14 protein-coding genes and 1 pseudogene are annotated in these 12,985 nt (G+C 71.0%); 9 read left to right on the top strand and 6 right to left on the bottom strand.

Going from position 1 to position 12,985, the window contains the following annotated elements; all coding sequences use genetic code 11:
- Nucleotides 1-35: 35 nt before the first annotated feature.
- Together BJ998_RS42290 and BJ998_RS42285 are read left to right on the top strand one after the other, a co-directional pair.
- Nucleotides 36-1,100: an LLM class flavin-dependent oxidoreductase gene (locus BJ998_RS42290; RefSeq protein WP_184869808.1), complete on the top strand. Its 1,065-nt coding sequence runs from the start codon at nucleotides 36-38 to the stop codon at nucleotides 1,098-1,100.
- A gap of 10 nt (nucleotides 1,101-1,110) precedes the next feature.
- On the top strand, nucleotides 1,111-2,463 hold the full coding sequence (locus BJ998_RS42285) for an NtaA/DmoA family FMN-dependent monooxygenase (RefSeq protein ID WP_184869807.1): 1,353 nt from the start codon (nucleotides 1,111-1,113) through the stop codon (nucleotides 2,461-2,463).
- Nucleotides 2,464-2,563: 100 nt separating this feature from the next.
- Here the strand turns inward: BJ998_RS42285 and BJ998_RS42280 are convergent, their stop codons facing one another.
- Nucleotides 2,564-2,857 (bottom strand): hypothetical protein, encoded by a 294-nt coding sequence (locus BJ998_RS42280; protein ID WP_184869806.1) that lies wholly within the window; start codon nucleotides 2,855-2,857, stop codon nucleotides 2,564-2,566.
- Here BJ998_RS42280 and BJ998_RS46890 point away from each other — a divergent pair.
- Nucleotides 2,838-3,089, top strand: a complete 252-nt coding sequence (locus tag BJ998_RS46890; protein WP_221339614.1) for a hypothetical protein — start codon at nucleotides 2,838-2,840, stop codon at nucleotides 3,087-3,089. The two genes, BJ998_RS42280 and BJ998_RS46890, sit on opposite strands and share 20 nt — an antisense overlap.
- On the opposite strand, the gene BJ998_RS42270 is transcribed toward BJ998_RS46890, so the two are convergent.
- Genes BJ998_RS42270 through BJ998_RS42255 form a run of 4 tightly spaced genes read right to left on the bottom strand, consistent with a single transcriptional unit; the run spans nucleotide 3,090 to nucleotide 6,725 of the window.
- A complete protein-coding gene (locus BJ998_RS42270; protein ID WP_184869805.1) occupies nucleotides 3,090-4,244 on the bottom strand; it encodes an acetyl-CoA C-acetyltransferase in 1,155 nt (384 codons plus the stop codon).
- Nucleotides 4,222-4,821 carry a TetR/AcrR family transcriptional regulator gene (locus BJ998_RS42265; RefSeq protein ID WP_184869804.1) on the bottom strand — a complete coding sequence of 200 codons (600 nt, stop codon included), beginning with the start codon at nucleotides 4,819-4,821 and terminating at the stop codon, nucleotides 4,222-4,224. Before BJ998_RS42265 ends, BJ998_RS42270 begins: the two co-directional genes overlap by 23 nt.
- Before the next feature lie 9 nt (nucleotides 4,822-4,830).
- A complete protein-coding gene (locus BJ998_RS42260) occupies nucleotides 4,831-5,601 on the bottom strand; it encodes an SDR family oxidoreductase (RefSeq protein WP_184869803.1) in 771 nt (256 codons plus the stop codon).
- Complete coding sequence (locus BJ998_RS42255; protein ID WP_184869802.1) at nucleotides 5,598-6,725, bottom strand: acyl-CoA dehydrogenase family protein; 1,128 nt, start codon at nucleotides 6,723-6,725, stop codon at nucleotides 5,598-5,600. The genes BJ998_RS42260 and BJ998_RS42255 overlap by 4 nt, the downstream gene beginning before the upstream one ends.
- Before the next feature lie 44 nt (nucleotides 6,726-6,769).
- On the opposite strand from BJ998_RS42255, the gene BJ998_RS42250 reads away from it, so the two are divergent.
- Genes BJ998_RS42250 through BJ998_RS42230 form a run of 5 tightly spaced genes read left to right on the top strand, consistent with a single transcriptional unit; the run spans nucleotide 6,770 to nucleotide 11,846 of the window.
- Entirely contained in the window at nucleotides 6,770-8,209 is a 1,440-nt protein-coding gene (locus tag BJ998_RS42250; protein WP_184869801.1) for a FadD3 family acyl-CoA ligase, read from the top strand.
- A gap of 11 nt (nucleotides 8,210-8,220) precedes the next feature.
- Complete coding sequence (locus BJ998_RS42245; protein ID WP_184870266.1) at nucleotides 8,221-9,063, top strand: enoyl-CoA hydratase; 843 nt, start codon at nucleotides 8,221-8,223, stop codon at nucleotides 9,061-9,063.
- Entirely contained in the window at nucleotides 9,053-10,159 is a 1,107-nt protein-coding gene (locus tag BJ998_RS42240) for an acyl-CoA dehydrogenase family protein (RefSeq protein WP_184869800.1), read from the top strand. The genes BJ998_RS42245 and BJ998_RS42240 overlap by 11 nt, the downstream gene beginning before the upstream one ends.
- Nucleotides 10,156-10,959: an acyl-CoA dehydrogenase family protein gene (locus tag BJ998_RS42235; protein ID WP_184869799.1), complete on the top strand. Its 804-nt coding sequence runs from the start codon at nucleotides 10,156-10,158 to the stop codon at nucleotides 10,957-10,959. The genes BJ998_RS42240 and BJ998_RS42235 overlap by 4 nt, the downstream gene beginning before the upstream one ends.
- On the top strand, nucleotides 10,950-11,846 hold the full coding sequence (locus BJ998_RS42230; RefSeq protein ID WP_184869798.1) for an acyl-CoA dehydrogenase family protein: 897 nt from the start codon (nucleotides 10,950-10,952) through the stop codon (nucleotides 11,844-11,846). The genes BJ998_RS42235 and BJ998_RS42230 overlap by 10 nt, the downstream gene beginning before the upstream one ends.
- Here BJ998_RS42230 and BJ998_RS42225 read toward each other — a convergent pair.
- The gene (locus BJ998_RS42225) at nucleotides 11,831-12,523 is read right to left on the bottom strand and encodes a hypothetical protein (RefSeq protein ID WP_184869797.1); all 693 of its coding nucleotides are present in this window, start codon (nucleotides 12,521-12,523) and stop codon (nucleotides 11,831-11,833) included. The genes BJ998_RS42230 and BJ998_RS42225 overlap by 16 nt on opposite strands.
- A gap of 139 nt (nucleotides 12,524-12,662) precedes the next feature.
- Between BJ998_RS42225 and BJ998_RS42220 the strand changes: the two are divergent.
- Nucleotides 12,663-12,985, top strand: a pseudogene (locus BJ998_RS42220) (hypothetical protein); the annotation flags it as partial.

The following is a 12,985-nucleotide window of genomic DNA, read 5'->3' as shown; positions in this document are numbered from 1 at the left end:
GCGGGCGGACGCGTGACCGGCGCACAATCGCCGTCATGACACGAGGAACTGGTCCGCGACTGGCAGTCGCGCTGGACGGCGCGGGCTGGCACCCGGCCGCCTGGCGCTCCGAGGACGCGCGCCCGACCGAGGTGTTCAAGGCCGGTTACTGGCTGGACCTGGTGCGGGAGGCCGAGGCCGGCACGCTCGATTTCGTCACCTTCCGCGACTCGCTGGCGCTGCCGTCCGACGGCGTGCGCGGGCGGCTGGACGCGGTGCTGACCGCGGCCCGGGTCGCGCCGCTGACCTCGGGCATCGGACTGGTGCCGGAGATCGTCGCCACCCACACGGAGCCGTTCCACCTGTCGAAGGCCATCGCCACACTGGACTACGTGAGCACCGGTCGGGGCGGTGTGCAGGTCTCCGTGTCTTCCAGCCCCGAGGAATACCGCAACTTCGGGCGGCGCGAGTTCGGGGAGGACATCTCCGGGGAAGCCGCCGACTACATCGAAGTGCTGCGCCGGCTGTGGGACAGCTGGGAGGACGACGCCGAGATCCGGGACGTCGCCACCGGGCGGTTCATCGACCGGGAGAAGCTGCACTACATCGACTTCGAAGGCCGGTTCTTCAAGGTCCGCGGCCCGTCCATCACGCCGCGGCCGCCGCAGGGGCAGCCGCTGGTGACGGCGTCTTCCGGCGTCGCCGATTCGTCGGTTGACGTCGTGTACGTGACGCCGCAGTCGCGTGAGGAGATCGGGGCGCTGGTCGAGGCCCAGCACGGCCGGCAGGTGTTCGCGGACCTCGTCGTGTTCCTCGACGAGACGTCGCAGGCGGCGGCCGACCGGCGGGCCCGGCTGGATTCGTTGGCGCTGCTGGAAAGCGACGCGCTCGTGTTCACCGGCACGCCCGCCGAGCTGGCGGAACTGCTGCTCGCCTGGCACGTCGCCGGGTTGGACGGCTTCCGGCTGCGGCCGGCGGCGCTGCCACACGACCTGACCGCCATCACCCGGGGGCTGGTGCCGGAACTGCGGTCGCGCGGGGCGTTCCGCAAGTCGTACGAGGCCCCGACCCTGCGCGGGCTGCTCGGCCTGGACCGGCCCGCCAACCGCTACGTCGCCTGAGGGGGAAGCGATGACCAAGCAGCAGAAGCAGATCCATCTCGCGGCGCACTTCCCCGGCGTGAACAACACGACCGTGTGGAGCGACCCCGAGGCCGGCAGCCACATCGAGTTCAGTTCGTTCGTCAAGCTGGCGCAGACCGCGGAGCGGGCCAAGTTCGACTTCTTCTTCCTGGCCGAGGGCCTGCGGCTGCGGGAACAGGGCGGGTTGATCTACGACCTGGACGTGGTCGGCCGGCCCGACACGTTCACCGTGCTGGCGGCGCTGGCCGCCGTGACGTCCCGGCTGGGGCTGGCCGGCACGATCAACTCCACGTTCAACGAGCCGTTCGAGGTGGCCCGGCAGTTCGCGTCGCTGGACCACCTGTCCGAGGGGCGGGCGGCGTGGAACGTCGTGACGTCCTGGGACGCCTTCACCGGCGAGAACTTCCGGCGCGGCGGCTTCCTGCCGCAGGACCAGCGGTACTCGCGGGCCGAGACGTTCATGCGGACCGCGTGGGAGCTGTTCGACTCGTGGCGGGCCGACGACCTCGTCGCCGACAAGGCCACCGGGCAGTTCCTCCGCGGTGAGCCCGGTCGGTTCGAGCACCACGACGAGCACTTCGACATCGCCGGGCAGTTCCCGGTCCCGCGGAGTCCGCAGGGCCGGCCGGTGATCATCCAGGCCGGCGACTCCGAGGAGGGGCGGGAGTTCGCCGCCGCCACCGCCGACGCGATCTTCACCCGGCACGGGACGCTGGAGGCCGGGCAGGCCTTCTACTCGGACGTGAAGGGCCGGCTGGCCAAGTACGGGCGGGAGCACTCCCAGCTCATCGTGCTGCCCGCCGCCACGTTCGTGCTCGGCGACACCGACGCCGAGGCGCACGAGCGGGCCGATGTCGTGCGGCGCCAGCAGGTCAGCGGCCAGACCGCGATCAAGTTCCTGGAGCAGCTGTGGAACGCCGACCTCAGCGGGTTCGACCCCGACGGGCCGCTGCCCGCGTTCGACCCGGTGGCCGGCGAGAACACCATCGCCAAGGGCCGGGCCAGCGTCCGCATGTACCGGGATCCGCTGGCCACCGCCCGCCAGTGGCGGGAGCTGGCCGAGGCCAAGAACCTCTCGATCCGGGAGCTGATCATCGAGGTCACCGGCCGCCAGAACTTCATCGGCTCTCCCGCCACCGTCGCCGGCCAGATCAACGACTTCGTGCAGGCCGACGCCAGCGACGGCTTCATCCTCGTCCCCCACGTCACGCCCGGCGGCCTCGACGAGTTCGCCGACAAGGTGGTGCCGCTGCTGCAGGAACGCGGCGTCTTCCGCACCGACTACACCGGCCCCACCCTCCGCGACCACCTCGGCCTGACCACCCCCGCGAGTCCCGCTTAGCGGCACACCGAATGTCGGAAAACGGCAGAACTGAGCCTCGGGGCTCAGTTCTGCCCGAAACCGGCATTCGGTGTGTCTGAGAGCGGGACTCGCCGGGGTGCTAGGTGCCGAAGACGTCGGCCACCAGCTCGGCCGCCTGTGCCGGGGCGCGGACCTCGAAGGCCAGCCGCCCGTCGGCCAGGCGGAGGGTGAACTCGAAGAAGGGGCAGCACTGCTGCTCGTCCACCGCCAGCGTCGCGACCTGGGCGGACATCTCCACGGGCAGCACGAAGCGGATCCCGCCGTCGACGGGTTCCCGGCGGACGGCTGTGGTGAGCAGGCGCCGCCACTGTTCGGCACGGTCCTTCTGCTCGCCTCCGGTCAGCGAGCAGGCGATGATCGGCTCCTCGGGCACGCCTCCGAACCTACTGGTCCACGCCGAACGAGGACACCGCCTCGGCCGGCGAGCCCGAGCACGGTGGTGCCGACCTGCCACGCCCGACACGACGCCGGCGGCCGACGCCTCCCTCCGGGGCACGGCCGCTGAGCTGGTGCTGGCGCTGTACGGCCGTGTTCCGGTGGACTCCCTGAAGGCCGACGGCGACCGGCGTCTGTTCGACCAGCTCATCGCCTGGGAACCGGAGTGATCAGGGCAGTCGCTCGATGATCGTCACGTTGGCCTGGCCGCCGCCCTCGCACATGGTCTGCAGCCCGAACCGGCCGCCAGTGCGTTCCAACGATGACAGCAGCGTCGCCGTCAGCTTGGTACCGGTGGCGCCGATGGGGTGGCCGAGTGCGATGGCGCCGCCGTTGACGTTCACCCGGTCGAGGTCGACCTTGAGTTCCTTGGCCCAGGCCAGGACGACGCTGGCGAACGCCTCGTTGACCTCGAACAGGTCGATGTCGTCGATCGACATGCCGGCCTTGGCCAGCGCGTGCCGGGTGGCGCGGATCGGCGCGGTCAGCATGTAGACCGGGTCCGCGCCGCGGGCGGACAGGTGGTGCACGCGGGCTCGCGGCTTGAGGCGATGCGCGCGGACGGCGTCCTCGGACGCCACCAGGACCGCGCTCGCCGCGTCGGAGATCTGGCTGGCCAGCGCCGCCGTCACCCGGCCGTCCGGCCGTAACGGCTTGAGCGCCGTCATCTTCTCCAGGCTGGTGTCCCGACGGGGCCCCTCGTCGGCCTCCACGCCGTCGACGGGAACGATCTCGGCGGCGAACCGGCCGGCGTCCACGGCCTCGATGGCCCGGGAATGGCTGCGGAAGGCGAACTCCTCCATCTCGGCCCGGCTGAGCTCCCACCGCTGGGCGATCAGGTCGGCCGCCCGGAACTGCGAGATCTCCTCGGATCCGTACCGGTGCGCCCAGCCGTCGCAGCCCTCGAACGGCGTCGGGAAGCCGAACTGCTCCCCCACGGTCATCGCCGCGCCGATCGGGATCCGGCTCATGCTCTGCACGCCGCCGGCCACCACCAGGTCGGCCGTGCCACTCAGCACCGCCTGCGCCGCGAAGTGCAGCGCCTGCTGGCTGGAGCCGCACTGCCGGTCCACGGTCACGCCCGGCACCTCCTCCGGGAACCCGGCGGCCAGCCACGCCGTGCGGGCCACGTCCCCGGCCTGCCCGCCGATGGTGTCGACGCAGCCGAGGATCACGTCGTCCACCTCGACCGGGTCCACGTTCACCCGCGCGAGCAGTCCCTCGATGGCGCGGGCGCCGAGGTCGGCGGGGTGCAGGTGGCTGAGCCCGCCACCGCGCCTGCCGACCGGCGTCCGCACCGCGTCAACCAGGTACGCCTGGGCCACGGCCCCTCCCTTGCGCTATCCCGTCCAGCACGATCGACAGGTACTGCCGGGCGACGGCGTCCGCGGTCAGCGGCCCGCCCGGGTGGTACCAGTGCACGGCCACCCACACCGTGTCGCGGATGAACCGGTAGACCAACTCCACGTCCAGGTCGTCACGGAACGCCCCGACCCGGATGCCCTCCTCCAGCAGCCCGACCCACATCTTGCGGAACTCGACGTTGCGTTCGGTCAGGTAGCCGAACCGCTCGAACTGCGACAGGTAGGCGGCTTCCCGCTGGTAGATCGCGACGGCGTCGTGGCTGCGGTCGATGCACTCGAACGACGCGACGACCACCGCTTCCAGCGCCGCTCTGGGCGGCTCGCCGGCGGCGAGGATCTCCCGGTAGCGGCCGAACAGTTCGTCCAGGAAACCGCGCAGGATCTCGTCGACCATCGACTCCTTGGAGTCGAAGTGGTGGTAGAGGCTGCCGGACAGGATGCCGGCGGCGTCGGCGATGTCCCGCACGGTGGTGGCGAGGAAGCCGCGCTCGGCGAACATCCTCGCGGCCAGCGCGAGCAGTTCGGCTCGACGGCTCATGGTTCTCCCTCAGGGGTGCTGGCTGCTGACCGACAGCACCTCGCCCGTCAGGTACGAGGCGTAGTCGCTGGCGAGGAACACCATGGCATTGGCCACCTCCCACGGCTCAGCCGCCCTGCCGAACGCCTCCCGCTCGGTCAGCTCGGCCAGCAGCTCCTCGCTGGTGACCTTGGCCAGGAACGGGTGCATGGCCAGGCTCGGCGCGACGGCGTTGACCCGGATCCCGTGCGGGGCGACGTCGGCGGCGGCGCAGCGGGTCAGCGCCATCACGCCGGCCTTGGCGGCGGCGTAGTGGGCCTGGCCGGCCTGCGACCGCCAGCCGATCACCGACGCGTTGTTCACGATCGCGCCGCTGCCCTGGTCCACCATTCTCCTCAGGGCGGCCCGCGTGCAGCGGAAGGTCCCGTTCAGGGTCACGTCGAGCACGCGGGACCACTCGTCGTCGGTCATCTCCAGCACGGATCTCGTGCCGCCCAGACCAGCGTTGTTGATCATCACGTCGAGGCGGCCGAATGTGCTGACCGCGGTGTCGATCAGCGCCTGGACCTGGCTCTCGTCGGTGACGTCACACGTCGTCGCGGCCACCCGGTCGCCGTGGTCCGCCGCGAGCTTCTCCAGCGTCACGCCGAGCCGTCGCTCGTGCCAGTCGCTGATCAGGACCTTGGCGCCCTCTTCGAGGCACCGCTGGGCGGCCGCGGACCCGATGCCGGTGCCGGCCGCCGCCGTCACGACGACCACCTTGTCCGCCAGCAGGTCGTGGCCGGGCACGTAATCGATCATCCGCGCGCCTCCCTGGGCAGGCCGAGCACCCGTTCCGCGATGATGTTGCGCTGGATCTCGTCGGAGCCGCCGTAGATGGTGTCGGCCCGGCTGAACAGGAACAACCGTTGCCACTGGTCCAGGTCGTAGCCGGACTCGGCCGACTCGACGATCATCGACTCGGCGCCGCGGGCCCGCATGGCCAGCTCGCCGAGCCGCCGGTGCCAGCCGGCCCACAGCAGTTTGCTCACCGACGGGTCGGAACCTTTGGTACGCAAGGCGTGTGATCGCATGACGCTCAGCTCGACCGCCGCGCGGGCCAGTTGCTCTTGCAGGGCGAGGTCTTCCGGGTCGGCCAATGCGATCACGGCCTCCAGTTCGCGCCGGAAGCCGACCTGCTGGCCCAGCGTCGCCGCGCCTCTCTCGTAGGCCAGCGTGGCCATCGCGACCGCCCAGCCGCCGCCGGGCTCGCCGACGACAAGATCGGCGGCGGTGCGAGCGCCGTCGAAGAACACCTCGTTGAACTCGGCGGTGCCGGTGAGCTGCCGGATCGGCCGCACCTCGATGCCGGGCTGCTTCATCGGCACCAGCAGGTAGGACAAACCCTTGTGCCCCACCGATCCCGGGGTCGTGCGGGCGAGGACGAAGCACCAGTCGGCCACGTGCGCCAGCGAGGTCCACACCTTCTGCCCGGTGATCACCCACTCGTCGCCGACCAACCGCGCGGCGGTGCTGACGGCGGCCAGGTCGGAGCCCGCGCCGGGCTCGGAGTAGCCCTGGCACCAGAGCTCCTCGACCGCCCGGATCCTCGGCAGGAAGCGGGCCTTCTGTGCCGGCGTGCCGAGGTCGATCAGAGTCGGGCCCAGCAGGTTCTCGCCGAGGTGGTTCACCCGGGCGGGCGCGTCGGCGAGGGCGTACTCCTCGTGGAAGGCGACCTGTTCGTCGAAGGTCATGCCGCGGCCGCCGTGCTCGACCGGCCAGGCCGGGCAGGTCCAGCCGTGCGCGGCGAGGTGGCGTTCCCAGTCGAGCCGCTCGGCGAACGCCTCGTGCTCGCGGCCGGGCCCGCCGAGCCCCTTGAGCTCGGCGAAGCGCCCGACGAGATGCTCGGCGAGCCACCGCCGGATCTCGGATCTGGTCACCGCCATGACCGTAGGCTAGCCTACCAAGCAGTTGCTTGGTAGGAGGTGTCGTGGCACCCAGCACCATTCCCGCTGCCGTGGACGCGGCCGCGGAGCGCTTCGGCGACAACGAGGCCGTTGTCGACGGCGAGGTGCGCCTCACCTACCGCGACCTGCGTACCCGGGTCCGCCAGGTGGCCGCCGCCTTTGTCGCCGGCGGGCTCCGGCCCGGCGACCGGGTGGCGATCTGCGCCCCGAACACCTGGCACTGGGTCGTCGCCGCGCTCGGCGCGAGCTGTGCCGGCGGCGTCCTCGTGCCCGTGAACACCCGCTTCACCGCGCCGGAGATGCTGGACGTCATTTCCCGCAGCGAGGCCGCCGCCCTCGTCGTCGCGACGGATTTCCTCGGCCGCAACCGGCTGGCCGAGCTGCAGGAGCTCGGCGGCGTGCCCGGTTTCGTGCTGGTGTGCGACGACTGGTCGTTCGTCGACGAGGTCGACGCCGTCGCGGTGCAGCCCGACGACATCAGCGACATCCTGTTCACGTCCGGCACCACCGGCCGCAGCAAGGGGGCGATGAGCGCGCACCGGCAGGCGCTCGCCGTCGCCGCCGCGTGGGCCGACTGCGGGAACGTCGTCGCCGACGACCGGTACTTGGTGATCAACCCGTTCTTCCACAGCTTCGGCTACAAGGCGGGGATTCTCGTCTGCCTGCTCACCGGCGCGACCCTCGTGCCGCAGGCCGTGTTCGACGTGGCCCGCACGCGCGAACTCGTCGAGCGGGAACGGATCACCGTCCTGCCCGGGCCGCCGACGATCTACCAGTCGCTGCTGTCCGAACCCGGTTGCGACAGCTTGCGGCTGGCGGTCACCGGCGCCGCCACGGTTCCGATCGCTCTGGTGGAGCGGATGCAGAAACGCTTCGGCACCGTGCTCACCGCGTACGGCCTGACCGAGGCGGTGGTGGCGACGATGTGCCGTCCCGACGACGACGCCGACACCGTCGCGCACACCTCCGGCCGGGCGACCGCCGGCTTCGAGGTGAAGATCGCTTCCTCCGGCGAGATCCTGTTGCGCGGCCCCAACGTGATGATCGGCTACCTCGACGACGCCGCCGCGACCGCGGCCGCCATCGACGCCGATGGCTGGCTGCACACCGGCGATGTCGGGATCCTCGACGATCGCGGCTACCTGACGATCACCGACCGGCTCAAGGACATGTACGTGTGCGGCGGCTTCAACGTCTACCCGGCCGAGGTCGAGCAGGCCCTGGCCCGGTTGGCCGGCGTCACCGAGTCGGCGGTGATCGGCGTGCCCGACGAGCGCATGGGCGAGGTCGGCAAGGCCTTCGTCGTGGCGTCGACGACACTGTCCACAGAGGACGTCATCGAGCACTGCCGGGCCCTGGTCGCCAACTACAAGGTGCCCAGACATGTCGAGTTCCTGTCCGCACTGCCCAGGAACCCGTCCGGCAAGGTGCTCAAACGCCTGTTACGCGAGGAGGTCCGGTGAGCGAGGACCCGCTGACCGAGGAGCCGGTCCGCTACGAGCGCAGCGGCGCGGTGGCCACCGTGACCATGAACCGGCCGCGCTACCGCAACGCCCAGAACTCCGCCATGACCTACGCCCTGGACGCGGCGTTCGAGCGGGCCGTCAACGACGACGAGGTGTCGGTGATCGTGCTGGCCGGCGCCGGCGACCACTTCTCCGCCGGGCACGACATCGGCACTCCCGGCCGGGACGTCGACGTCACCTTCGAGCGCAAGGCCGTCCTGTGGTGGGACCACGTCGACAAGTCCGGCGGCGACCAGCGCTTCGCCCGCGAGAGCGAGGTCTACCTGGGGATGTGCCGGCGCTGGCGGGAAATCCCGAAGCCCATGATCGCCATGGTGCAGGGCGCCTGCGTCGCCGGCGGCCTCATGCTGGCCTGGGTATGTGACCTCATCGTCGCCGCCGAGGACGCCTTCTTCGCCGATCCGGTGGTGCGTATGGGGATTCCCGGCGTCGAGTACTTCGCCCACCCCTGGGTCCTCGGTCCCCGCGCCGCCAAGGAGGTCCTGTTCACCGGCGACCGCTTCAGCGCACAGCGGGCCTACGAGTGGGGCATGGTCAACCGTGTCGTCCCTCGCGAGGAGTTGGAGTCGACCGTCGCCGCGCTGGCCGACCGTATCACCCGGATGCCGCGATTCGGCCTGGCCCTGGCCAAGAAGGCCGTGAACCAGTCCGAGGACCAGATGGGCATGCGCGCCGGCATGGACTCGGTCTTCGGCCTGCACCATCTGGCCCACGCCCACAACGCCGAGGTGTCGCCGGATTCGTTGGCGGGCATGGACGCCAGGTCGATGCGAGGCGCCAGTGGATCTTGACGACACCGACCTGGAGTTCCGGCACGAGATTCGCGCCTGGCTGAGCGAGAACGTGCCCACCGGTCTGTCCTCCATGGACACCGCAGACGGCTTCGAGCAGCACCGCGAGTGGGAACGCACCCTCGCCAAGGCGAGGCTCTCCGCCGTCTCGTGGCCGGCGGAGCACGGCGGTCGCGGCGCCTCGCTGACCGAGTGGCTGGTGTTCGAGGAGGAGTACTGGGCCGCCGGCGCACCGGGGCGAGTCGCCCAGAACGGGATCTTCCTGCTGGCACCGACTCTCTACGCACACGGAACCGAAGAGCAGCAGGCGCGGCTGCTTCCCCGCATGGCTCGGGCCGACGACATCTGGGCTCAGGCGTGGTCCGAGCCGGAGGCCGGCAGCGATCTCGCCGCCATCCGCAGCCGTGGCGTCCGCACCGACGGCGGCTGGCTGCTGAGCGGCCAGAAGACGTGGAGTTCCCGAGCCGCCTTCGCCGACCGGGGATTCGGCCTGTTCCGGACCGAGCCGGAGGCCGAGCGGCATCGGGGCCTGACGTACTTCCTGTTCGACCTTCGCGCGCCAGGAGTGACCGTGCGACCGATCCCGCAGCTCGACGGCGAGGCGGGATTCGCCGAGATCTTCCTGGACGAGGTGTTCGTGCCGGATCACGATGTGCTCGGCGAGCCAGGTGCAGGCTGGCGCGTCGCCATGAGCACGGCCGGCAACGAACGGGGTCTGTCGCTGCGCAGTCCGGGGCGGTTCTGCGCGGCGGCAGACCGATTGCTCGCGCTGTGGCGCGAGGTCGGCGACCCTTCCGACACCGCCCTGCGCAACAAGGTCCTCGACGCCTGGATGGGCGCTCGGGCCTACCGCCTGCACGTTCTCGGCTCGCTCGACCGGCCCGTCGGCGCCGAGGCCAGCGTCACCAAGCTGTTCTGGTCGCAACTGGACCTCGCCCTGCACGAAACGGCCCTGGAGCTCCTGGGGCCCGCGGCCGAGTTGGCCGGTCCCTGGCTGGACGGCTACCTCTTCGCCCTCGCCGGCCCCATCTACGCCGGGACCAACGAGATCCAGCGCAATGTCGTCGCCGAGCGAGTCCTGGGGCTGCCGCGATGAAGTTCACCCTGTCCGACGAGCAGCGGCAGTTCGCGCAGGCGTTGCGAGATGCGCTCAGGCAGTCGACGTCATGGGACACGCTGCTGGCATTGGGCGTGCACGAGGTCGAGTCCGTCCCTGATCTGGTGGTGGCGTTCCTGGAGTTGGGGCGGGCGGCCGTGCCGGGGCCGGTGGTGGAGTCGTTCGCGGTGTTGCGGGAGCCCAGCTCCACGCTGGCCTGGCCGCCGCATGTTCCGTACATCGTGGACGATGCGGATCACGTTTACGCGATCGTGCACGATACGCGATATCGAGCGATCCTCGAGGATGCGCGGTCGTCGGTGGATCCGGCGCGACAGCTGCACGAGTACCGGCTCGGCGAGGCGGTCGGGCCGATCGATGGCCAGGCGTTCGATCGGGGTGTCCTCGCCTGCTCGGCGCAGCTGGTGGGGCTGGGGCGGGCACTGCTGGCACGGACCCGTGACTACGCCTTGCAGCGCAAGCAGTTCGGCAAGGCGATCGGGAGCTTCCAGGCGGTCAAGCACCACCTCGCCGACGTGCACGTGGCGCTGGAACTGGCCGAGCCGCTGGTGTTCGGGGCGGCGGTGACGATGACCGCCAGCGACGTGTCGGCGGCGAAGATCGCGGCGGGCACCGCCGCGTACCAAGCGATGCGAACGGCGTTGCAGGTGCACGGGGCGATCGGCTACACCGCCGAGTTCGAGCTGAGCCGGTGGCTTTTGAAGGTCCGCGCGCTCGTGACGGCGTGGGGCACGGAGTCCTTCCACCGGGAACGGCTGATGGCGGCGCTATGTGGCTGACCGACGAGCAGCTCGCTCTGCAGGACACCGTCGCCCGGCTCCTCGCCAAGGAGCCGGACGACCTGTGGCCGAAGCTGTGCGAGATCGGGGCCGCCGGCCTGGCCATCCCCGAGGAGTACGGCGGCAGCGGCGCGACACTGACCGAGCTGCAGATCGTCCTGGAGCAGCTCGGCCGGACGCTGGCGCCGGTTCCCCTGCTCGGCACGGCCATCGCCGCCGAAGCGGTGCTGTCCACCGGCAACACCGAAGCGTGCCGACGACTGTTGCCCGGGATCGCCGCCGGCGGCATCGCGACCTGGTGCCCGCCGACCGAGAAGTACGTCCTCGACGCCGATCGAGCGGAGGTGCTGCTGGTCGGCGTCGGCGGGCTGCTGTACGAGATGCGGCCGAACCAGGCCCGGGTCGAACCCCTGACCACAATGGACGAGTCGCGCCGGCTCGCCACCGTGACCATCGACGAGCCGACCGGCCTGATCGGCCCCTACGACGAAGGCCGGGTGCGGGGATTCGCCCTGTCGGCACTCGCCGCCGAGCAGGTCGGGACCGCCGACCGCTGCCTGGAGATGACCGTCGAGTACGCGAAGCAACGCGTCCAGTTCGGCCGGCCGATCGGCGGCTTCCAGGCGGTCAAGCACCGCCTGGCCGACATGCACGTGCTGGTGGAGACCGCCCGCTCGGCGGCGTACGACACCGACCACCCGGTCGAGGCCAAGGTGTACTGCTCGGAGGCGCTCGGCCGGGTTGCCGCCGAGATGGTGCAGCTGCACGGCGGCATCGCCATCACGTGGGAACACGACGCCCAGCGCTACTTCAAGAGAGCGCACGGCGCCGCGTTCCTGTTCGGCCATCCCGCCGAGCACCTCCGCGCGTATCAGGTGCGGGGATAGCCGAGTCTGAGCACGACCTGCGGCACCAGGTCGGGGCCGATCACCTGCTGCGCCAGCAGCGGCCGCACCGGCAGCTGGCAGCCGAGCAGCCCCCACACCGTGCCCATCAGCAGCACGGCACTCAGCGCCGCGCCGGCCACCACCTCGTCACCCGGCCGTGAACCGATCACCGCCACCACGCCGGCGTTGCGCAGTGACCGCGTGCGGCGAAGCATCCTGATCCGGGTCTCGTGGTCGAGCACGACGGTCATCTCCGCCCCCTCGGCACGGGCCTGGGCGGCGAGCCGGTTCAGCACCGTCCACGGCACCGCCGCCTCGCCGTAGTCGGCGTCATCGCCGGTACGCACGCTGATCGCGGCGGCCATCGCGACCTGCTCGGTGGTGGGCTGCTTCCGTACGGCACGGATCGAGGCGATGTGCGTCGGATCGGACGGCGTCGTGCCGCGGCTGATCAACGCGCCCCAGCCGGCGGCCGCCAGCGCGATCCGCAGGTGGTGCAGCACGGCGCCGACGCCGAGCAGCACGGCCGGCCGGCTGTCGGGCGCGTCGACGTGCAGGTGGGCGGCGCCGTCGGTGAGGCGCCACTGGTAGCCCCCGGCGTTCGGGGCGAGGTCGGCGAGGTGCAGCACGGACCGCAGGACCGTGTCGCCGCGGGGCACCACATTCGTCATCGTCACGCGGGTCTCCTGACGTCTGGAGAGGGCTGCCCCCAACTGGCGTTGATCACAGCATCACGCCCGGGTTGCGCCAGGGTTGCGTCAGGACTGCGGACCGACCATTTAGGGTATCCCCCGACCAGCCCAAGGAGGATCCGACGTGCACGCAGCCGACCTGGCTACGGCCCGCCACCTGCTCAGACCCAGGCGGGTGGTGGTGCCGCACCTGGCCGAGGCCGAGGCGCTCATCGACCACCTGATGCTGCCGGGCGCGGGCGCCAACGTGTACAAGGAGCCCGACGAGCCGAACATCGTCACCTGGGGCGTGCCGGGCGAGCCGGCGACGTGGTCCAACCAGAGCCAGTGTGCCTCCTTCGTCACGGCGGTGCTGCGGCGGGCCCATCCCTCGTGGGCCCGGTCCCGGTACTTCGCCAGGCATTTCGGCAGCGTCAGCCCCTTTGCCCGCGATTACCAGCGCGTTTT

This window comes from Kutzneria kofuensis (assembly GCF_014203355.1).
In the GTDB taxonomy this organism is placed as follows: Bacteria; Actinomycetota; Actinomycetes; order Mycobacteriales; family Pseudonocardiaceae; genus Kutzneria; species Kutzneria kofuensis.
The sequence above is the reverse complement of the archived record's forward strand: the minus strand, read 5'-3'. Positions and strand labels throughout refer to the sequence as shown.